Genomic DNA, 20,212 nt, shown 5'->3' with positions numbered 1-20,212 from the left:
CGGTCGTCTCGAAGGACGAGGCGCGCGCTCAGCCGCTCAAAGGGCCATATGCACTACTCTGCTCTCATCCCTAGAGGTGTCCGTCCTCCGTCGAGGCTAATCCCCTCTCTGTCTGACCGGCAATTTCATCAGCGCGCCAGCACCTCACCGCATGCTCGTCGGGACGCGTCTCCAGCGCTGGCCCAGGCTCGCGGCGACACACCGCCTCCGCGTAACGACAGCGCGGGCTGAAGGCACATCCGTCCGGCGGGTTGAGCGGGTTGGGAAGGTCGCCGCCTGTCGTCGCCAGCGGTGCGCGGCGCAGCGGATCGGGGATGGCGGCGATCAGGGTCTGGGTATACGGGTGCGCCGGCCGCTCGAAGATTTCGCGCCAGTCGCCGCTCTCCACGATGCGGCCGAGATACATGACGGCCACCCTGTCGCTCATGTGTTCAACGACGCCGAGGTCGTGGCTGATCATGATGTAGGAGAGGCCGAGGGTTTCCTTCAATTCCAGCAGCAGATTGATGATCTGGGCGCGGATCGACACATCGAGCGCCGAGACCGGCTCGTCGCAGATGACGATTTTGGGATTGAGGATCAACGCGCGCGCGATGCCGATGCGCTGGCGCTGGCCGCCCGAGAATTCATGCGGATAGCGGCCCGACTGTTCGGGCCGCAGGCCCACATGCCGCAGCATCGTCGCAACGCGGTCCTCGATCTCGCTTGCGGCGGTAACGCCATGCACACGCAGGGGATCTTCGAGCGTGCGACGAACGGTCTGGCGTGGATTGAGCGAGGCGTAGGGATCCTGAAACACCATTTGCACGATGCGGGCCAATGCCTTCCGGTCACCCGATTGCCGGCCCGTCACCACCTGCCCGTCCAGCACGATGCGGCCTCGCGTCGGCGTCAGCAGACCAAGCATCGAAAGTGCGACCGTCGACTTGCCAGAGCCGGACTCGCCGACGAGGCCGAGGCATTCGCCGCGCCTTAGCCTGAGATCGACGCCGTCGACGGCACGGAGCAGCCGCCGGCCGCGGCCCAGCAAGCCGCCACCCACAGGAAAATGAACGGCGAGATCCTCGACGCTGAGAATGACATCGTCGCCCGGCCTCGCCTTACCCGCCCTGTCCTCACCCGGCATGTTCTGGGGTTCATGCATGGTGATGACACCTGACCAGACCGCCGGCTCCCAGCCATGTCGTCTCCGGCGCGGTGGTCCGGCAAACATCGGTCGCATGCGCGCAACGCGGATTGAACCGGCAACCGGCCGGGAAATCCGTGATCGCCGGCACCACGCCCGCGATCTCCGTGAGCCGGGTCCGTCCAAGTGCGGCCCTGCTCCCCAGCCGCGGCAGCGAATTGACGAGTCCTTGGGTATAGGGATGCGAGGGCGCCCGGAAGATATCTGCCGAACCGCGCTCCTCGACAATGCGGCCGGCATACATCACGGCGACGCGGCGACAGACATTGGCGACCAGGCCGAGATCGTGGCTGATCATCAGAACAGCTGTTCCTCGCTCGGCGCATAGATTCCGCATCAGCTCGATGATTTCGGCCTGCACGGTTACGTCGAGCGCGGTGGTCGGCTCGTCGGCGATCAGGAGATCCGGACCGCATGCGAGTGCGATGGCGATCATCACGCGTTGACGCATGCCGCCCGACAGCTGGTGCGGGTAATCCTTCACGCGCCGCTCGGGTGCGGGCACGCGGACGCTCGCCAGCGCCTCGACCGCCAGCTGGTCGGCTTCCCGCCAGCTTTTTCCCTTGTGCAGCACGAACATCTCGGCGATCTGCCGTCCCACGGGCGAGACCGGGTTCAGCGCCGTCATCGGCTCTTGGAAGATCATGGCAATGCGATCGCCGCGCAGCGCTCGCTGCCTGGCGGCTGAAAGACCCTGGATCTCCCGCCCCTCAAATCGGATAGCGCCTCCGCCGATCGACAACGGCTGCCGTAACAGGCCGATTAGAGCGAGCGCCGTAATGCTCTTGCCGCAGCCGGATTCGCCGACCAGGCCGAACGTCTCGCCGCGATCGATACGGAACGAAACGCCCTCGACAGCGGCAACCCGGCTAGATCCGTGGTTGAGGTCGATGCGCAGTTCCTCGACTTCGATCAGCGGCGAGCCCGTCATATACGCCGGCTCCGCGATTGTGGATCGAGAATGTCGCGCAGCCCGTCGCCGAGCAGATTAAGCCCGAGCACCGTCAGGAAGATGGCGACGCCGGGAAAAACCGAGAGCCACGGCGCCGTCGTGATCTGCTCGCGCGCCTCCGACAGCATGCTGCCCCAACTTGGAAAAGGCGGGCGAACGCCGAGGCCGAGGAACGACAGCGCGGCCTCGGACAAGACCGCGCTGCCCATGCCGAGCGTACCGATGACGATGATGGGGCCGAGCATGTTCGGCAGCAGCTGCGAGATCATGATGCGCAAATCACCGTAGCCAAGCACTCTTGCGGCCTGCACATAGCCTTGGCTCTTGAGCGACAGCGCCGATGCCCGTGCGAGCCGGCACGTGAACGACCAATTGGTCAATCCGAGCGCGATCAAAAGGCTGGTCAGCCCGGGTCCAAGCACCGCCATGATGGCAAGCGCGAAGATCAGCGAGGGGATCGCGAGCATGAGATTGGTCAGGCCGTTGACGAAATCGTCCCACCAGCCGCCCCAATAGCCGGCGCTCAGGCCCAGCGCTACGCCGATGACGCTGTTGATGAGCTGCGAGACGATGCCGACCGTCAGCGAGATGCGCGCGCCGTAGACGACGCGGGAATAGATGTCACGGCCCTGCGCGTCGGTGCCGAACCACCAGGTCCAGCTCGGGGCCTCCTCTGCATTCATCAGGTTGGCGTCCAGCACGGGATCCGTGTGCGCCAGCCAGGGCGCGAGCAGCCCGACGACAATCGCAAGCGCGAACAAGGCACCGCCGATGATGAGATTGGCTCTCAGCTTCATGCGTATCTGATCCTGGGATCGATCACGCCGTAGAGCAGGTCAATCAGCAGGTTGATCGCGAGAAAGAACAGCACCACCACGAGAATGGAGCCCTGGACGGCCGGAATGTCGCGCTGCAGGACACTGTCGACGAGCAGCGAGCCGATGCCCGGCCACGAGAACAATTTCTCGACGACGACCGCCTGTCCCATCAACGCGCCGAATTGCAGGCCGATTGTCGTGAGAATCAGTACGAGTGCGTTGCGCATCACGTGCCACTTCACGACCCGGGTCTCGCTCATACCCTTCGAGCGCGCAGTGCGGACGAAATCGGCAGTCATGATCTCGAGGACCGCGGCGCGCGTCGTCCGTGCCAGCAGCGCCATCGGCGAGACGCCAAGGGTCACGGCCGGCAGGATCAGATATTTGCCTCCCCCATCGCCGTAGCCAAAACTCGGCAGCCAGCCGAGCTTCAACGCGAACAGGTACATCAACAGCAGTCCGAGCCAGAACTTGGCCATTGAAAGGCCCGACACCGCCAAGACCATCGAGGCCGTATCGACGATGCTGCCCGGCCGCAATGCTGCGATGAAGCCGAGCGGCACGCCGACCACAACCGCAAACGCCATGGCTGCGAATATCAGTTGCAGCGTCGGCCAGGTCCGTTTGGCGATCATGGCCGTGACCGGCTCGCGCGTCCGGAACGAGGTGCCGAAATCACCGGTCGCGAGCTTGGCGATGTAGGAGCCGAAGCGGACGTAGACGGGTTCGTCGAGGCCGAGCTGCTTCTTCATACGCGCCTCGACCTGCGGATCGACATCGTCGCTCATGGTCGATGCGATGCTGCCGGGAACGATGCTGAACAGCACAAACACCAGCAGCACGACAGCGAGCACGGTCGGAATGGTCTGCAGGATACGGCGGATCAGGAAGGAGAGCATCGGCATCGTTCCTCTCTCCCTCCATCGTTTGCCGCGATGGAGGGAGCGCGAGAGCGCGTGTCACTTCGCGGGCGAGGCCTCGTCGACCCAGAGGTCTTCGACGGTCTGGTGGGTCAGCTCCGTCGCGTTCAACTGAATCCCCTTGAGCCACGGCTGCACCGCCATGACCGCCTTGTTGTAGTTGAAGAACCAGACCGGCGCCTCTTCGTAAAGCAGGGCATTGGCCTTTTGCAGCAGCTGGCCGCGCTTGGCGGCATCGTCGGCCTGCCCGGCCTCATCGACCAGCTTGTCGAACTCGGCATTCTTGAAATTCATGTAGTTGCAGGCCGATGGCGGCGTCGAGGAGTGGAAGCATTTCAGCGCCGCCTGGGGATCCGGGCCGCTCGCCTGGGAATAGACGAAGCCCTGGTAGTCGCCGGTGCGAACCACCTCCGCCAGCACGGCTGTCTCGACCTGCTTGACCTTTGCCTTGATGCCAACCCTGTCCAGCATCGGGATCACGGCGGTGACGATCGGCAGGCCCCAGCTTTCATTCTGGCTTGTCGTCCACTCGAATTCGAAGCCGGTGGGATAGCCGGCGTCCGCGAGCAACTGCTTGGCCTTGGCGGGATCGAAGGCGTAGGGCTTCATGGTCTTGTCGTAGAGCGGAGAGGTCAGCGGCAGCCAGCTGGTGGCGCGATAGGCCTTGCCCTTGACCAATTTGTTGATGATCAAATCGGTATCGATGGCATAGTTGATCGCCTGCCTGACGCGCTTGTCGGCGAACGGCTTAAAAGCGGGATTCATCCCCATGTAGCGGGTGAAGACCTCGGCGACCTCGACGATGGTGCCCTTGAGGTCGGCATCGGCCTGATAGGCGACATACTGCGCCGGCCCCAACACCGAGGTGTCGATCTCCTTGTTGCGGAAGGCGACATCGCGTGCCGCGGCTTCGCCCATGACCGACACGATGAGCTTGTCGGCGTAGGGCTTACCGGGCTTGTAGAACCGGTCCCATCGCTCCAGGACGATGCGCGATCCCGGCACGTGCTCGACGAATTTGAAGGGTCCGAGGCCGATCGGCTTCTGGATGAAGCTCTCCTTTGCGGCCTCGTCGGCGGGATAGATCGACGTCAGGGCGTTCCAGAAATAGAAACCCGGATCGACCTTCTCGGTCAGCTTCATTTCGAGCGTGAAGTCGTCGATTTTCTTCAGGCCGGAGATGTCCTTGGCCTGGCCCTTCTCGACCGCGGCCGCGCCCTCGATGATGCGGACATAGCGCGCGCCGGGAAAGGCCTTGGTGCCGTCCATGATGCGGTTGTAGGACCAGATGATGTCGTCGGCCGTCATCTTGCGGCCATTGTGGAAGTAAGCGTCGTCGCGCAGCTTGAAGGTGTGAACGAGACCTCCGCCCGAGACCACGTCTTCCTTGGCAAGCTCCAGAACCGGCTTGCCCGCAGCGGAGTCCCAAATGTAGAGAGACCGGTGCAGACCCTTGGCGTAGATCTCGTCCTGGGCGCGCTGAGTCGTATGAATGTCCAGGCTGGTGAAACTCGAGCCATAGGGCGCCGTCATCCGGATGGTTCCACCCTTGCGCGGCGTCTGGGCCTCCGCCGTGGCCGCGAGCGCCAGCCCCAAACCAACGACGATCGCCATCATCCTGAACATCATGGTCCCTCCGACAATGCAGGCATGTTCCGATTTGGCGAGTTGACCATTCGTAGTGTGTCGAATGCAAGCACCTTGAATGGGGTGACGTATGCGAGCGCAGCGCTCGCGAACTCGCGAATTGTGCGTATGCCCCCTAACCAGTCGCGAAATCCGGCTGCCAGTCGCGCAGTTTTCGCGCCGTGCCGGTGACGTCAGCGATGGCGGGAAACGCCCCCGCCTCGACCATCATCGCCCTTGCCAGCCGCACGGCGCGGGCCTCGCAGACCGCCCGCCTCCGCGGGTCCTCGATCAGTTCGAAATCGATGTTGTGGGCGAGGCCGAAGATGCGGCGGATGGTCTTTGCGGCGGCGAAGCCGACGGTGTCGGCGAACAGGCGCTGCATGTAGGCGTGGCGTTCGGCCTCCAGCCGCGCGGCGCCTTTCTCGGCGGCGAAGAGCGCGGCAGGATAGGCGTCACCGGTGGCTCCAGCACGCCACAGATCGAGGAACTTGCGCGCGAACTCGTTCCATACCGTTTCCACGGTCTCCAGCACCCAGCCCTCGAACGCGCGGCGCTCGCCCGGCGGGCGCTCATGGCCGCTTGACGCGAAATAGGCCATCAGCAGATTGGCGAGCACCGCGCCGACGTCAAAGCCCATCGGGCCATAGAATGCGAATTCCGGATCGATCACCCGCGTCTGGCTTTCCGTCACCATCATCGAGCCGGTGTGAAGATCGCCATGGATCAGCGCCTCGGGGCGCGCCATGAACTTCAGCTTGAGCCGGGAGACCGCGACATGCAGCTCCATGTCCTCGCGCAGGCTTGCGGCGAGCGCGTCGAGGTAAGGCGCGGTCCAGCGGTTCTGCTCGGCGATGCGGTAGGGATCGGTGAAGATCAGGTCTTCCGTGATCTTGCACAGTGCGTGATTGCCGGCAAAGGCGGCGATGCCCTCCTTCTTCTCGGCGGCAGAGAGCGCGAGGTCGGAGGTTAAGAACAGCGTCCGCGCCATGAAGGTGGTGATGTCACCGGCGAAGCGCGGATATTGCGTGCCCGCGACCAGCCCCTTCCGCATGATGATGTGGGGCTCCAGCAGCTCCATCACCGTCAGCGCCAGCGCATCGTTGTGGTGCAGCAGGGCCGGCACGAGGCCGGGTGCGAGCTGGGCCTGCTTGGACAGGGCCAGATATTCGTAATGGGCCCGCGACAGCGGCAGCGGCCAGCTCTCGCCGACCAGACGGACATAGGGCAGCGCCTGCTTCACGACGACGCCGCCGCTGGCGCCCTTGACGATGAAGACGAGATTGAGATTGCCGTCGCCGACCTCGGTGATCGACCAGGACGTCGGCTGGCGGCCGAGCGTTGCCGTCAGTTCCGGGACGCCCGCGAGGTAATCCCGCAGGGCCGCCTCATGCAAGATCCGATAGTCCCCCGCCGGCTGCTCGGTCATAACGATCCCATCCCATGCTTGGCATGGCCGGATCGTTACTCCCGCTCCAGGAAGCTCGAGCCGATCTCGGCCTTTCTTTTGATCGGATCGTAATCACAATAGACGCTGTCCGCCACCAGCGTATAGCTGGCGCTGACGGTGTATTTGTCTGTTTTGACCGAGTTCAGCCCGATCACCGAGGTGCTCTTGCCGCCGTTCCACTTGAACGGCGTCGAGCTCTGCGCCCGCTCGCAGGCCATCACCGCCTCGTTGAAGACGTAGCCCTCGACGAACGCCTTCAGCGTCCGCACCTGCACGGCCATTCGCCACTCGAGGTAGCCGATGGCGCTGATCCCGGCGACCATCAGCACCAGAAGCGCGATGACGATCCGTTGAAAAGTCATTCATTCCCCCAAAATAATTTCGTTAGCAAAAACGTCTAGAACGGCATCCCCATCAATTTCGACAAGCGTTCGACCGACAGATAGCCGGCCTGGTAGGCCGCCATGCCGAGGCCATAGACGACCGCCGAGATGATCGTGGTCCAGATCAGCTTGCTTCTCATCCGCGTCAGGACGGGCGCGCCGGGATCGGTGCCGGGTGCTCCGACGCCATCCTCATGCTGGCTGCGCACGCCGAACGGCAGCGTCAGGAACAGCGCGACCCACCAGATGACGAAGTAGATCGCGAGCGCGGTTGATATCTGGACGGCCATGGTTCGGCTCTACGCCTGCTCGATTTCGACGAGGGCGCCCGAAAAATCCTTCGGATGCAGGAACAGCACCGGCTTACCGTGCGCGCCGATCTTCGGCACGCCGTCGCCGAGCACCCGCGCGCCCTCCTTCACCAGCGTGTCGCGCGAGGCGATGATGTCGACGACCTCGTAGCAGACATGGTGGATGCCGCCGTCGGCATTGCGATCGAGGAACTTTGCGATCGGCGAGCTATCGCCGAGTGGCTCGATGAACTCGATCTTGGTGTTGGGCAGCGTCGCGAACACCGTGGTGACGCCATGCTCGGGCAGCGCGACGGCCTCCGAGATCTGCGCCCCGAAGGCCGTGCCGTAGATTTTCGCGGCCTTGACGGCGTCCTTGGTCGCGATCGCGACGTGGTTGAGCCGGCCCAGCATGGTTCTCTCCCGTTAGACTGTCAGGACATGTACCAGACAGAGAGGCTTTTTGCCCCAATGTTCGTTGATGACGGCCCGCACCGTACGGCGGACGGATTCCGCCAGCGCATCCGCATCGCGGCGGCGCGCCTTTGGCAGACCCTCGATGGTGGACATCACGGCATCGAAGACGAGCTCGTCAAAGGGCTCGCCCGCCCTGTTCTTCTCGGGGATGCCGACGAGATCGACTTCGGGATCGTCGGCCAGCTCGCCCTGCTCGGTCATGGCGATAGCGACGAAAGCGCAGCCCGAGAACCCCATCCGGCGCCGCTCGACCACCGCGCGCGACTTGGAATCCTCCAGGATCGCGCCGTCCTTGTAGAGACGGCCGGAAGGCACTTCGCCGATGATGCCAGGATCGCCGGGGCCGAGCTTGATCAGGTCGCCGTTGCGGACCACCAGCACGCGCGGCACGCCGGCCGCCCGCGCGAGCTTTGCGTGCTCGTGCAGGTGCAAGGCCTCGCCGTGGACGGGAATCAGGAGCTGCGGGCGCACCCAGGCGATCATGTCGCGCAGCTCGTCGCGGCGGGGATGGCCGGAGACGTGGACCAGATGGGTGCGGTCGGTGATGACCTCGACGCCCTGGAGGATCAGATTGTTGATGATCGAGCCGACGGCCTTCTCGTTGCCGGGAATGGTGCGTGAGGAGAAGATGACGCTGTCGCCGCGGTTGAGCGTGATCTCGGGGTGGTCGTCATTGGCGATGCGCGCCAGTGCCGCGCGGGCCTCGCCCTGGCTGCCGGTGCAGAGCGCCAGCACCTTGTCCTGCGGCAGGTGGCCGTAGATGTCGGTCGAGCGGAAATTCTGCACGCCGTCGAGATAGCCGGTTTCGCGCGCGACCTGCGACACGCGCTCCATGGCGCGCCCGACCACGACGACCTCGCGGTCCGCGGCCTTGGCGGCATCGGCCACGGCCTTGATGCGGGCGACGTTGGAGGCAAAGGTCGTGACGGCGACGCGGCCCTTGGCGGCCTTGACCAGCTCGATGATTGTCTTGGCGACCTCGGCCTCCGAGGGCGAGCGGCCGTCGCGGACCGCATTGGTGGAATCGCCGATCAGGGCGAGCACGCCCTGATCGCCGAGCTCGCGCAGCCGCTTTTCGTCGGTCGGGCGGCCGATGATCGGGGTCGGGTCGATCTTCCAGTCGCCGGTGTGCAGCACCGTGCCGACCTCGGTGTGGATCGCCAGCGCGTGCGATTCGGGGATCGAATGCGCGACCGGGATGAACTCGACGTTGAACGGGCCGATATCGACGCGCCCGCCCGAGGGCACCACCGTCACCGGGATCTTCGGCGCGTTGCGCTCGGCGGCGCATTTGGCCTCGAACAGCGCGGCGCTGAACTGCGTCGCATAGATCGGGCATTTCAGCTTGGGCCAGAGGTCGATGATGGCGCCAAAATGGTCCTCATGGGCATGGGTCAGCACCAGCCCCATCAGGTTCTTGCGCTCCTTCTCCAGGAAGCTGATGTCGGGCATGATCAGGTCGATGCCCGGCAGATGCTCCTCGTCGCCAAATGAGACGCCGAGATCGATCGCCAGCCAGGCGCGCTGCTGACGGCTGCCGAGGCCGTAGATCGACAGGTTCATGCCGATCTCGCCGACACCGCCGAGCGGCGCAAATACCAATTCGTCAGGTTTCGCCATCACGCAGCTCCCACGGAGGCGGCCGAGCCGAAGAACACCTCGCCGGCCGCCACCGGCAGGCGTCGGCCGTCAGTGGTCCGGACGATCAGGCAACCGGTGTCGTCGATCGTGTCAAAAATGCCTTCCAGCGTCATCGCTCCCGTATTGATCGCGACCCCCTCGCCAAGGCCGGCGGCCCGTTCCAGCCACAGTTTGCGGATCTCGGCAAAGCCGCGACCATTGTCCCAGATGCCGCGGAACTCCAGCCAGGCGTCCGACAGCGCTGCAAACAGCTCTTCCGCGCTGATCTGGACGCCCAGTGCCGCCAGCGATATGGCCGGCGTGGGCGTGCCCTCCGGCGCCGCCACGACATTGGTGCCGATGCCGACGACCACGGCGAGGCGGTCGCCGACGGCTTCGGCTTCCAGCCCGATGCCGACCAGCTTCTTGCCGTTTGCGAGGACGTCATTCGGCCACTTCAGGGCGTATCTGGGCCTGTCAGGACCGAGCCGCAACGCGGCCTCGAGGCTGACCTTCTCCAGCGCGGCTTCTTCCGCGAGCCCCGCCGCAAAACCGATCGTGGCGGCAACCGCAGGTGCGACGTCGACGATCTCAAGGACGCTGGCCGCCAGATTGCCGCGCGGCGCGATCCAGGGGCGCTGGCGCCGACCGCGCCCGGCGGTCTGCTCGGACGTGACGAACCAAGTCGGGCCGCGTTCGCCGGCGCGAGCGCTTTCGATCGCCTCGGTGTTGGTCGAGCCGGTCCGCTCGAAGGCTGCGAGCTTGTAGCCCGCCGACGCTGCGCGAGGACCTAGCGCGAATCCCATCCTAAAACAGCGACTTTGCCGCGGCGGAGGCGACGCTCACCACCGGGCCCGCGAACAGCGCGAAGAGAATGTTGAACAGGCCCGCGACCGCCAGCACCGTCTTCACTTCGATGCGCACGGGATCGACCTGGCCGGCCGGCTCGTCGAAGTACATCGTCTTGATGATGCTAAGATAGTAGTAGGCGCCGACCACGCTGGTCAGAACGCCGATCACCGCCAGCGTGAACAAATTGGCCTTGATCGCCGCGACGAAGACGTACCATTTGGCGAAGAAGCCGGCGAGCGGCGGGATGCCGGCGAGCGAGAACAGCAGCATCGCGAACATGAAGGCGAGCAGCGGATTGGTCCGCGACAGGCCGGCAAAATCGCTGATCTGCTCGACCGCCTGGCCATTCCGCCGCATGGCAAGGATGATCGAGAACGAGCCGAGCGTCATCGCAACGTAGATCACGATGTACATCAAGACGCCCTGTGCGCCCTCGACGGTGCCGGCGGCGAGGCCGACCAGGGCAAAGCCCATATGGCCGATCGAGGAATAGGCCATCAGGCGCTTGATGTTGCTCTGGCCGATCGCGGCGAAGGAGCCCAGCGCCATCGAGGCGATCGCCACGAACACCAGGATCTGCTGCCACTGCGAGAGGATGCCGGGGAATGCCGTGAGCGTGACGCGGGTGAAGACGGCCAGCGCGGCGACCTTCGGCGCCGAGGCGAAGAAGGCGGTGACCGGCGTCGGCGCGCCCTCGTAGACGTCAGGCGTCCACATGTGGAAGGGCACCGCCGAGACCTTGAAGCAGAGGCCGGCGAGTAGGAACACGAGGCCAAACACCAGGCCGACATTCGAGACCGTCGCGGCCGCCGCGATGCCGCTGAAGCTGACCGTGCCGGTGAAGCCGTAAATCAGCGAGGCGCCGTACAGCAGCATGCCCGAGGACAGCGCGCCCAGCACAAAGTACTTCAGGCCGGCTTCGGTCGACTTGGCGTTGTCGCGGTTCGCGGCCGCCACGACGTAGAGTGCGAGCGACATCAGCTCGAGACCGAGATAGAGCAAGATCAAATCGCCGGCCGAGATCAGCACCATCATGCCGAGCGTCGAAAGCAGCACCAGGATCGCGTATTCGAAGATGCGGCGCGACGGATCTGACAGGAATTCGGTCGAGAGGACCAGCGTCACCGCCGAGCCGATCAGGGCCAGGATCTTCATGAAGCGCGCAAAATCATCGACGATGAAGCTGCCGCCGAAGGTCACGTGCTTGCCCGCGGGCTGGAGGTACACGAGCACGCCGACCGCGACCAGGAGGAGGACCGAAAGCGAAGTGACCGTTTTGGTCGTCTCCTGCCCGCGATAGGCGCCCAGCATCAGCAGTGCCATGGCGCCGACCGCGAGCACGAGCTCGGGCAGCACCGGCGCCAGTTGATAACCTGCAGTCTCAAAGCTCATGGCGATATCCTGACCTGCCCGCTCACTGGAGCAGTGCGGCGGCCTTCACGGCCGTCACAGCGGTGTTGTAATTGTTGACGAGTTGCTGGACCGAGGCGGCCGACATGTCGAGCACCGGCTTCGGATAGATGCCGAACAGGATCGTCAGCGCGATCAGCGGAAACAGCGTCAGGCACTCCCGGAAGGTGAGATCCTTCATGCTCATCATCGAGGGCTTGACCAGCGCCCCGAACACGACCTTGCGGTACAGCCAGAGCGCGTAGCAAGCCGACAGGATCACGCCGAAACTGGCGAAGAACGCAGTCGGGATCGAGACCTTGAAGGTGCCGAGCAGCGTCATGAACTCGCCGACGAAGCCGCTCGTTCCGGGCAGGCCGACATTGGCCATGGTGAAGACCATGAAGGTAAGCGCATAGAGCGGCATCCGGTTGACGAGGCCGCCATAGGCCGCGATCTCGCGGGTGTGCATGCGGTCGTAGACGATGCCGACGCAGAGGAACAGCGCGCCGGAGACGATGCCGTGCGAGACCATCTGGAACATGCCGCCGGCGACGCCCTGCATGGTGCCGGCGAAGATGCCCATGGTAACGAAGCCCATATGCGCGACCGAGGAGTACGCAATCAGCTTCTTCATGTCGTCCTGCATCAAGGCCACCAGCGAGGTGTAGATGATGGCGATCGCCGAGAGCGTGAACACCAGCGGCGCGAAGTCATGCGAGGCCAAGGGGAACATCGGCAGCGAGAAGCGCAGGAAGCCGTAGCCGCCCATCTTCAAGAGGATCGCGGCCAGCACCACCGAGCCCGCAGTCGGCGCCTCGACGTGCGCGTCGGGAAGCCAGGTGTGCACCGGCCACATCGGCATCTTCACCGCGAACGAGGCGAAGAAGGCCAGCCACGCCCAGGTCTGCAACGAGCGCGGCACGGCGGTGTGCATCAGGGTCGGGATGTCGGTGGTGCCGCCGTTCCAGTACAGCGCCATGATCGCGAGCAGCATCAGCACCGAGCCGAGCAGCGTGTAGAGGAAGAACTTGAAGGAGGCGTAGACCCGCCGCGGGCCGCCCCAGACCCCGATGATCAGGAACATCGGGATCAGGCCGCCTTCGAAGAACAGATAGAACAGCACGAGATCGAGCGCCGAGAAGGTGCCGATCATCAGCGTTTCCAGGATCAGGAACGCCATCATGTATTCGCGGACGCGGTTGGTGACCGCCTTCCAGCTCGCGATGATGCAGAACGGCATGATGGCGGTGGTCAGGATCAACAGCGGCAGCGAAATGCCGTCCACGCCCATGTGGTAGGTAATGCCGGTGGCGAGCCAGTTCGCCTTCTCGACGAACTGGAAGTCGGCGTTGGACGGGTCGAAGCGCATGACCAGGATCACCGACACCGCGAAGGTGATCAGCGTGGTCCATAGCGCGATCCAGCGCGAATTGCGCCGGGCGGCCTCGTCATCGCCGCGGCTGAGATAGACGATCAGCGCACCGACCAGCGGCAGGAACGTCGTGACCGATAGGATGGGCCAGGTCGTCATTTACTGGCCTCCTAAGCCGAACATGAACCAGGTGATCAGGCCGGCGGCACCGATCAGCATGGCGAACGCGTAGTGATAGAGATAGCCGGTCTGGATCTTGACCACTTGGCGGGTGAGATCGAGCACGCGTGCCGAAACGCCGTCGGGACCGAGGCCGTCGATGATGAAGCCGTCGCCCTTCTTCCAGAGTTGGTAGCCGATCCACTTCGCCGGACGGACGAAGATGATGTCGTACAGCTCGTCGAAGTACCATTTGTTGAGAAGGAACTGGTACAGCATCGGCTGGGTCTTGGCGAGCTCGACCGGCAGATACGGCCGCCGGATGTAGAACAGATACGACACCAGGAAGCCAAGCACCATCATCACCGTCGGCAGCAAAGCGATGGTCTCGGGGATGTGGTGCATCTCCTCGATGATATGCGGGTTCATCTTCACGGACTCGCGGAAGAACTCCTCGATGCCGTGACCGGCGAACAGCTCCTTGAACGGGAAGCCGGCCATGATGGAGCCGACCGCGAGCACGCCGATCGGGATCAGCATCCAGACCGGGGCCTCGTGCGCCGCCTCATAGTGATGGTCGTCATGCGGCTCGCCGTGGAAGGTCTTGAAGATCAGGCGCCAGGAATAGAATGAGGTCAGGCCGGCGGCGACGACCGTCATCAGGAAGCCGTAGATCGCGAACGGATTGTGCGCGGCGTAGGCTGACTCGATGATGGCGTCCTTGGAGAAATAGCCGGCCGTGAGCGGGAAGCCGGTGAGCGCGAGCGTGCCGACCACCATCACCGCATAGGTGTAGGGGATCTTGCGCCACAGGCCGCCCATGTTGCGGATGTCCTGCTCGTGATGCATCGCGTAGATCACCGAGCCGGAGCCCAAGAACAGCAGCGCCTTGAAGAAGGCGTGCGTGAACAGATGGAACATGCCGACCGAATAGGCCCCCGCCCCCATCGCCACGAACATGTAGCCGAGCTGCGAACAGGTCGAATAAGCGACGATGCGCTTGATGTCGTTCTGGACGAGGCCGATCGTCGCGGCGAAGAACGCAGTGGTCGCGCCGAAGAACATCACGACGGCCTGGGCGTTCGGCGCGAGCTCGAACAGCGGCGACAGCCGCGCCACCATGAACACGCCGGCGGTGACCATGGTCGCGGCATGGATCAGCGCCGAGACCGGGGTCGGGCCTTCCATCGCGTCTGGCAACCAGGTGTGCAGCAGGAACTGCGCCGACTTGCCCATCGCGCCCATGAACAGCAGCAGACAAGTCAGAGTCAGCGCGTCGGCGTGCCAGCCGAGGAAGTCGATGGTCTTGCCGGTGAGGCCGGGAGCGGCGTGGAAGATCGGCTCGAAATCGGTGGAGCCGGCCAGCATGAAGATCGCGAAGATGCCGAGCGCGAAGCCGAAATCGCCGACGCGGTTGACCACGAAGGCCTTGATCGCCGCCGCGTTCGCTGACGGCTTCTGGTACCAGAAGCCGATCAAGAGGTAGCTGGCGAGACCGACGCCTTCCCACCCGAAGAACAGCTGCACGAGGTTGTCGGCGGTCACCAGCATCAGCATGGCGAAGGTGAACAGCGAGAGATAACCGAAGAAACGTGGCCGGTACGGGTCTTGGTCCATGTAGCCGATGGAATAGAGGTGCACCAGCGAGGATACGGTGGTCACCACCACCAGCATCACGGCGGTGAGCGTGTCGACCCGCAGCGTCCAGTAGACCTGGAGGTCGCCGGAGAAGATCCAGGGCAGAAGCTGGATCCGCGCGTCATGATGCATGAAGCCGACGTCGACCAGCGTCATCCAGGACAGCGCCGCCGACACGAACAGCAGTGCGGTGGTGATCAGCTCGGCCCCGCGCGAGCCCGCCGCCGGCGGCTCGGAGACGTGGTGGTCGTCGTGCCCGTCGCCGGGCTCGTGATGGGTCTCGTGGATGACGGACGCATCCTCGTTGATCGTATCGGACGCATGCGCCTGCGCGCCATGACCGTGGTTGTCGTGATGCTCGACGGTGTCGCCTGAGGGGTTACGGGCATGCGCGCCGAACAGCGCGATCAAGCCAGCCAGAATGGCGCCCAGCAGAGGCAGAAAGACAATTGCCTGGACCATAGCCGGGTTAACCCTTCATCAGATTGACGTCCTCAACCGCGATCGAGCCGCGGTTGCGGAAATAGACCACCAGGATGGCGAGACCGATCGCAGCTTCCGCAGCTGCGACCGTCAGCACCAGAAGTGCGAAGACCTGGCCGACGATGTCGCCGAGGAAGGTCGAGAACGCCACGAGGTTGATGTTGACCGAGAGAAGGATCAGCTCGATCGACATCAGGATGACGATGATGTTCTTGCGATTCAGGAAGATGCCGAGAATCCCGAGCGTGAACAGGATTGCGCCGACCGCCAGATAGTGCCCGAGCCCGACCGTCATTTCACCCACTCCGCCGCGTCGGCATCCGAGAGCCCCTGCCCCGGCGCCACCTTGCGCATCGCCATCGCCATCTCGGGCGTGCGCGCGTTCTGAACGTTGATGTCCTGCCGCTTCACGCTCGCTTTGTGGCGCAGCGTCAGCACGATGGCACCGATCATCGCGACCAGCAGCACCATGCCTGCGAGCTGGAAGTAGTGGATGTACTTCGTGTAGAGCACGAGCCCGAGCGCCTCGGTGTTGGAGACATTGGTCGGGATCGCCGCCGTGATCGTCTTGCTGACACCGGGGTTGATGACCCAGAAGCCGACGGTCAGCAGCAGCTCGAACAGGAAGATGCCGCCGATCACGAGGCCGATCGGCAAATACTCGATGAAACCCTCGCGCAGCTCAAGGAAATCGACGTCGAGCATCATGATCACGAACAGGAACAGCACCGCGACCGCGCCGACGTAGACGACGATCAGGATCATCGCCAGGAATTCGGCGCCCATCAGCACGAACAGGCCGGAGGCGTTGACGAAGGCCAGGATCAGGTACAGCACGGAGTGCACGGGATTGCGCGAGACAATCACCATCACCGCCGAGGCGACGCAGACGCCGGCAAACAGATAGAAGAACAGCGCGGGAAGGATCATGCTCTCATCTCACCGGTACGGCGCGTCGAGCTCGATCGCTTTTGCGATCTCGCGTTCCCAGCGGTCGCCGTTGGCGAGCAGCTTGGCCTTGTCATAGTAAAGCTCCTCGCGGGTCTCGGTCGCGAACTCGAAGTTCGGACCTTCGACGATGGCGTCGACCGGGCATGCCTCCTGGCAGAGGCCGCAATAGATGCACTTCACCATGTCGATGTCATAGCGAACGGTGCGGCGGGTGCCGTCGTTGCGGCGCGGGCCGGCCTCGATGGTGATGGCCTGCGCAGGACAGATCGCCTCGCACAGCTTGCAGGCGATGCAGCGTTCTTCGCCGTTCGGATAGCGGCGCAGCGCATGCTCGCCGCGGAAGCGCGGCGAGATCGGCCCCTTTTCGAACGGATAGTTCAGTGTCGGCTTCGGCTGGAAGAAATAGCGCATGGCGAGGAAGAACGCCGAGACGAATTCCGACAGAAGAAGCGAGCGTGCGGTGGCGTTGACGTTGATACCCATGACGGCCCTCACTTCGGCGCGATGCCGGCGAAATGCAGCACGCCGGCCACCACGACCACCATCGCCAGCGACAGCGGCAGGAATACTTTCCAGCCGAGACGCATCAATTGGTCGTAGCGGTAGCGCGGCACGATCGCCTTTGCCATCGCGAACAGGAAGAACATGAAGAACACTTTGAGCGAGAACCAGATGATCCCCGGCACCCAGTTGAAGGGCGGCAGATCGACCGGCGGCAGCCAGCCTCCGAGGAACAGGATCGTGGCCAGCGCGCACATCGTGACGATCGCGACATACTCGCCGAGCATGAACAGCAGATACGGCGTCGAGCCGTACTCGACCATAAAGCCGGCGACCAGCTCGGACTCGGCTTCGACGAGATCGAACGGAGGCCGATTGGTCTCCGCCAGCGCCGAGACGTAGAACACCACGAACATCGGGAACAGCGGCCAGACGTACCAGTTCAGGATGGTGAGCTGCGGCAGCCCGATCAGGCTGGCAAGGCCGCGCGCATGCTGGGCCTCGACGACCGCCGACAGGTTCAGCGTGCCGGCGCAGAGCAGCACCGTGATGATGACGAAGCCGATCGAGACCTCATAGGACACCATCTGCGCTGCCGAGCGCAGCGCGGCCAGGAAAGGATATTTCGAGTTCGACGACCAGCCGGCCATGATGATGCCGTAGATCGACAGCGACGAGATCGCAAAGATGAAGAGGATGCCGACATTGATGTCGGAGATCACCCAGCCGAGATTGGTCGGGATCACCGCCCAGGCCGCGAGCGCGAGCACGCAGGACACCAGGGGCGCCAGCAGGAATACGCCCTTGTTGGCGCCGGACGGGATAATCGGCTCCTTCAGTACAAACTTCAGCAGGTCTGCGAAGGACTGGAACAGGCCCCAGGGGCCGACCACGTTCGGGCCGCGCCGGATCTGCACCGCCGCCCAGATCTTGCGGTCGGCGAGCAGGATGTAGGCGATCGCGACCAGCAGCACGACCAGCACCAGGACGCTCTGCGCGATCATTATGATCAGTGGCCAGAGGAAACCGGTCCAGAATGCGCTTTCGAAGAATTCCATCAGCTCACTCCGCTGCGGTCAGCATCTGCCCGGAGGCAAGCCGCGAGCATTCCGCCATCACGGCGGACGCACGCGCGATTGGGTTGGTCAAATAGAAGTCCTCGACGAGCGGCTTGAACGGCGCCTTCTCCGTCGTGCCGCCCTTCCCCGCCAGCGTCTTGATCTGGTCGGCGGAGCCGGCCTCGATCTGGTCGAGACGGATCAAATGCGGCACCGCCTTGAAGATCGCCTGGCGCAACGCGGACAGCGAGTCGTAGCCGAGCTTCTTGCCGAGCGCCTCCGACAGCGCGCGGACGATTGCCCAATCCTCGCGGGCCTCGCCCGGCGGGAACGCGGCGCGGCCGGTCATCTGCACGCGACCTTCAGTGTTGACGTAGATCGCTGACTTCTCGGTGTAGGCGGCCGCTGGCAGGATCACGTCGGCGCGATGCGCGCCACGGTCGCCATGGGTGCCGATATAGACGACGAAGGTGCCGTCCGGCGCCTTGATCTCGTCGGCGCCGAGCAGGAACAGCAAATCCAGCGTACCGAACGTCGTCATCTGCGCCGCATTCAGCCCGCCGGGACCCGCGACGAAGCCGATATCGAGCGCGCCGACACGCGAGGCGCTCTCGTGCAGCACGCCAAAGCCGTTCCAGCCGTCCTTGACCGCGCCGACATCGAGCGCAAGCTTGGCGGCGCTGGCGAGAATGGCGGCACCGTCATGACGCGAGGCCGCGCCCGCGCCGACCAAAATGATCGGATGCTTGGCGGCCTTCAGCACGTCCATGAAGGAGTGCTTGCCGGCCGCAAGCTCGCCGAGGGTGTCGGTGCCCGCGCCGAGGTGATCGTAGTCATAGGTCAGGTCGGCCTTGGCGCCGATCACGCCGATCTTGAAGCCACCGGCGCGCCAGCGCTTGCGGATGCGGGCGTTGAACACGGCCGCCTCCTTGCGCGGATTGGCGCCGATGATCAGCAGCGCGTCGGCCTGCTCGACGCCCACCAGGGTCGGATTGAAGATGTAGGAGCCGCGGCCAAGCGCGGGATCGAAGGCATCGCCGCCCTGCACGGCCAGATTGGCCGAGCCGTATTTGCCGAGCAGGTCCTTGAGCGCGAACATCTCTTCGACGCCGGCGAGATCGCCCGCGATCGCGCCGATCCGCTTGCCGTCGGTGCGCGCCGCCTTGGCGGCGATCGCGGCAAAGGCCTCCGGCCAGCTCGCCGCGCGCAGCTTGCCGGCTTCGCGTATATAGGGACGGTCGAGACGCTGGGTGCGCAGGCCGTCGACGACGTGACGGGTCTTGTCGGAGATCCACTCCTCGTTCACGGCCTCGTTGATGCGCGGGAGGATGCGCATCACCTCGCGGCCGCGGGTGTCGACCCGGATCGCCGAGCCAATGCCGTCCATCACGTCGATCGACTGGGTCTTGCCGAGTTCCCACGGGCGGGCGGCGAAGGCGTAAGGCTTCGACGTCAGCGCACCGACCGGGCAGATGTCGACCAGGTTGCCCTGGAGTTCCGAGCTCAGCGCGTGCTCGAGATAGGTCGTGATCTCCATGTCCTCGCCGCGGCCGGTCGCGCCCATCTCGGGGGCGCCGGCGACTTCCGCCGAGAAGCGGACGCAGCGCGTGCACTGGATGCAGCGGTTCATCGAGGTCTTGACCAGTGCGCCGAGATATTTGTCCTCGACCGCGCGCTTGTTCTCGGCGAAACGGCTGGTATCGACACCATAGCCCATCGCCTGGTCCTGGAGATCGCACTCGCCGCCCTGGTCGCAGATCGGGCAGTCCAGCGGATGGTTGATCAGCAGGAATTCCATCACGCCTTCGCGCGCCTTCTTCACCATCGGCGAACGCGTCGAGATTTCCGGCGGCTCGCCCTTGGGACCCGGACGGCAATCGCGCACGCCCCAGGCGCAGCTTGCGACCGGCTTCGGGCCGCCCTTCACTTCGACGAGGCACATCCGGCAGTTGCCGGCGATCGACAACCGCTCGTGATAGCAGAAGCGCGGAATCTCGGCGCCGGCGGCCTCGCACGCCTGGAGCAGCGTGTACTCCGGCGGGACATCGATCTCTTTGCCGTCGATGATGAGCTTGGTCATTCTT

Annotated in this window: 19 protein-coding genes; all 19 read right to left on the bottom strand. The window is 64.3% G+C overall.

Translation table 11 applies throughout. The features are described 5' to 3' along the window. Positions 1-70: 70 nt before the first annotated feature. Positions 71-1,144: an oligopeptide/dipeptide ABC transporter ATP-binding protein gene (locus IVA82_RS17540; RefSeq protein WP_247388510.1), complete on the bottom strand. Its 1,074-nt coding sequence runs from the start codon at positions 1,142-1,144 to the stop codon at positions 71-73. Further along, on the bottom strand, positions 1,137-2,117 hold the full coding sequence (locus tag IVA82_RS17535; protein WP_247388509.1) for an ABC transporter ATP-binding protein: 981 nt from the start codon (positions 2,115-2,117) through the stop codon (positions 1,137-1,139). The genes IVA82_RS17540 and IVA82_RS17535 overlap by 8 nt, the downstream gene beginning before the upstream one ends. Continuing rightward, positions 2,114-2,935, bottom strand: a complete 822-nt coding sequence (locus tag IVA82_RS17530; RefSeq protein WP_247388508.1) for an ABC transporter permease — start codon at positions 2,933-2,935, stop codon at positions 2,114-2,116. The genes IVA82_RS17535 and IVA82_RS17530 overlap by 4 nt, the downstream gene beginning before the upstream one ends. Further along, on the bottom strand, positions 2,932-3,855 hold the full coding sequence (locus IVA82_RS17525; RefSeq protein ID WP_247388516.1) for an ABC transporter permease: 924 nt from the start codon (positions 3,853-3,855) through the stop codon (positions 2,932-2,934). Before IVA82_RS17525 ends, IVA82_RS17530 begins: the two co-directional genes overlap by 4 nt. A 60-nt stretch (positions 3,856-3,915) precedes the next feature. Then, entirely contained in the window at positions 3,916-5,502 is a 1,587-nt protein-coding gene (locus IVA82_RS17520; RefSeq protein ID WP_247388515.1) for an ABC transporter substrate-binding protein, read from the bottom strand. A 136-nt stretch (positions 5,503-5,638) separates the two neighbouring features. Further along, positions 5,639-6,931, bottom strand: a complete 1,293-nt coding sequence (mtnK, locus tag IVA82_RS17515; RefSeq protein ID WP_247388507.1) for an S-methyl-5-thioribose kinase — start codon at positions 6,929-6,931, stop codon at positions 5,639-5,641. Between the two features lie 35 nt (positions 6,932-6,966). After that, positions 6,967-7,314 (bottom strand): hypothetical protein, encoded by a 348-nt coding sequence (locus IVA82_RS17510; RefSeq protein ID WP_247388506.1) that lies wholly within the window; start codon positions 7,312-7,314, stop codon positions 6,967-6,969. Between the two features lie 35 nt (positions 7,315-7,349). Next, complete coding sequence (locus IVA82_RS17505) at positions 7,350-7,625, bottom strand: DUF1467 family protein (protein ID WP_247388505.1); 276 nt, start codon at positions 7,623-7,625, stop codon at positions 7,350-7,352. 9 nt (positions 7,626-7,634) lie between these two features. Continuing rightward, positions 7,635-8,039: a methylmalonyl-CoA epimerase gene (gene mce / locus IVA82_RS17500; RefSeq protein ID WP_247388504.1), complete on the bottom strand. Its 405-nt coding sequence runs from the start codon at positions 8,037-8,039 to the stop codon at positions 7,635-7,637. Positions 8,040-8,051: 12 nt separating this feature from the next. Next, complete coding sequence (locus IVA82_RS17495; RefSeq protein WP_247388503.1) at positions 8,052-9,722, bottom strand: ribonuclease J; 1,671 nt, start codon at positions 9,720-9,722, stop codon at positions 8,052-8,054. Then, positions 9,722-10,528: a biotin--[acetyl-CoA-carboxylase] ligase gene (locus IVA82_RS17490; RefSeq protein ID WP_247388502.1), complete on the bottom strand. Its 807-nt coding sequence runs from the start codon at positions 10,526-10,528 to the stop codon at positions 9,722-9,724. Before IVA82_RS17490 ends, IVA82_RS17495 begins: the two co-directional genes overlap by 1 nt. Position 10,529: 1 nt before the next feature. After that, on the bottom strand, positions 10,530-11,966 hold the full coding sequence (gene nuoN, locus IVA82_RS17485; protein ID WP_247388501.1) for an NADH-quinone oxidoreductase subunit NuoN: 1,437 nt from the start codon (positions 11,964-11,966) through the stop codon (positions 10,530-10,532). Between the two features lie 22 nt (positions 11,967-11,988). Further along, entirely contained in the window at positions 11,989-13,497 is a 1,509-nt protein-coding gene (locus IVA82_RS17480; protein WP_247388500.1) for an NADH-quinone oxidoreductase subunit M, read from the bottom strand. Continuing rightward, a complete protein-coding gene (gene nuoL, locus IVA82_RS17475) occupies positions 13,498-15,597 on the bottom strand; it encodes an NADH-quinone oxidoreductase subunit L (protein WP_247388499.1) in 2,100 nt (699 codons plus the stop codon). A gap of 7 nt (positions 15,598-15,604) precedes the next feature. Further along, on the bottom strand, positions 15,605-15,913 hold the full coding sequence (gene nuoK, locus IVA82_RS17470) for an NADH-quinone oxidoreductase subunit NuoK (RefSeq protein WP_092028826.1): 309 nt from the start codon (positions 15,911-15,913) through the stop codon (positions 15,605-15,607). Further along, positions 15,910-16,548, bottom strand: a complete 639-nt coding sequence (locus IVA82_RS17465; protein WP_247388498.1) for an NADH-quinone oxidoreductase subunit J — start codon at positions 16,546-16,548, stop codon at positions 15,910-15,912. The genes nuoK and IVA82_RS17465 overlap by 4 nt, the downstream gene beginning before the upstream one ends. Before the next feature lie 9 nt (positions 16,549-16,557). Then, positions 16,558-17,046 carry an NADH-quinone oxidoreductase subunit NuoI gene (nuoI, locus tag IVA82_RS17460; protein ID WP_025036614.1) on the bottom strand — a complete coding sequence of 163 codons (489 nt, stop codon included), beginning with the start codon at positions 17,044-17,046 and terminating at the stop codon, positions 16,558-16,560. Between the two features lie 14 nt (positions 17,047-17,060). After that, positions 17,061-18,128 (bottom strand): NADH-quinone oxidoreductase subunit NuoH, encoded by a 1,068-nt coding sequence (gene nuoH / locus IVA82_RS17455; protein ID WP_247388497.1) that lies wholly within the window; start codon positions 18,126-18,128, stop codon positions 17,061-17,063. 4 nt (positions 18,129-18,132) lie between these two features. Further along, on the bottom strand, positions 18,133-20,208 hold the full coding sequence (gene nuoG, locus IVA82_RS17450; protein WP_247388496.1) for an NADH-quinone oxidoreductase subunit NuoG: 2,076 nt from the start codon (positions 20,206-20,208) through the stop codon (positions 18,133-18,135). Between the last annotated feature and the right edge of the window lie 4 nt (positions 20,209-20,212).

The sequence above is a fragment of the Bradyrhizobium sp. 142 genome (genome assembly GCF_023074015.1).
Lineage (GTDB): Bacteria > Pseudomonadota > Alphaproteobacteria > Rhizobiales > Xanthobacteraceae > Bradyrhizobium.
Note: the sequence above shows the minus strand (reverse complement) of the source record. Positions and strands in the feature narration are given on the sequence as shown.

What these genes read in the sequence shown, in the direction of transcription:
- IVA82_RS17540 (WP_247388510.1), bottom strand. Translation starts at nt 1,144, where the DNA reads ATGCATGAACCCCAGAACATGCCGGGTGAGGACAGGGCGGGTAAGGCG.
- IVA82_RS17535 (WP_247388509.1), bottom strand. Translation starts at nt 2,117, where the DNA reads ATGACGGGCTCGCCGCTGATCGAAGTCGAGGAACTGCGCATCGACCTC.
- IVA82_RS17530 (WP_247388508.1), bottom strand. Translation starts at nt 2,935, where the DNA reads ATGAAGCTGAGAGCCAATCTCATCATCGGCGGTGCCTTGTTCGCGCTT.
- IVA82_RS17525 (WP_247388516.1), bottom strand. Translation starts at nt 3,855, where the DNA reads ATGCTCTCCTTCCTGATCCGCCGTATCCTGCAGACCATTCCGACCGTG.
- IVA82_RS17520 (WP_247388515.1), bottom strand. Translation starts at nt 5,502, where the DNA reads ATGTTCAGGATGATGGCGATCGTCGTTGGTTTGGGGCTGGCGCTCGCG.
- mtnK (WP_247388507.1), bottom strand. Translation starts at nt 6,931, where the DNA reads ATGACCGAGCAGCCGGCGGGGGACTATCGGATCTTGCATGAGGCGGCC.
- IVA82_RS17510 (WP_247388506.1), bottom strand. Translation starts at nt 7,314, where the DNA reads ATGACTTTTCAACGGATCGTCATCGCGCTTCTGGTGCTGATGGTCGCC.
- IVA82_RS17505 (WP_247388505.1), bottom strand. Translation starts at nt 7,625, where the DNA reads ATGGCCGTCCAGATATCAACCGCGCTCGCGATCTACTTCGTCATCTGG.
- mce (WP_247388504.1), bottom strand. Translation starts at nt 8,039, where the DNA reads ATGCTGGGCCGGCTCAACCACGTCGCGATCGCGACCAAGGACGCCGTC.
- IVA82_RS17495 (WP_247388503.1), bottom strand. Translation starts at nt 9,722, where the DNA reads ATGGCGAAACCTGACGAATTGGTATTTGCGCCGCTCGGCGGTGTCGGC.
- IVA82_RS17490 (WP_247388502.1), bottom strand. Translation starts at nt 10,528, where the DNA reads ATGGGATTCGCGCTAGGTCCTCGCGCAGCGTCGGCGGGCTACAAGCTC.
- nuoN (WP_247388501.1), bottom strand. Translation starts at nt 11,966, where the DNA reads ATGAGCTTTGAGACTGCAGGTTATCAACTGGCGCCGGTGCTGCCCGAG.
- IVA82_RS17480 (WP_247388500.1), bottom strand. Translation starts at nt 13,497, where the DNA reads ATGACGACCTGGCCCATCCTATCGGTCACGACGTTCCTGCCGCTGGTC.
- nuoL (WP_247388499.1), bottom strand. Translation starts at nt 15,597, where the DNA reads ATGGTCCAGGCAATTGTCTTTCTGCCTCTGCTGGGCGCCATTCTGGCT.
- nuoK (WP_092028826.1), bottom strand. Translation starts at nt 15,913, where the DNA reads ATGACGGTCGGGCTCGGGCACTATCTGGCGGTCGGCGCAATCCTGTTC.
- IVA82_RS17465 (WP_247388498.1), bottom strand. Translation starts at nt 16,548, where the DNA reads ATGATCCTTCCCGCGCTGTTCTTCTATCTGTTTGCCGGCGTCTGCGTC.
- nuoH (WP_247388497.1), bottom strand. Translation starts at nt 18,128, where the DNA reads ATGGAATTCTTCGAAAGCGCATTCTGGACCGGTTTCCTCTGGCCACTG.
- nuoG (WP_247388496.1), bottom strand. Translation starts at nt 20,208, where the DNA reads ATGACCAAGCTCATCATCGACGGCAAAGAGATCGATGTCCCGCCGGAG.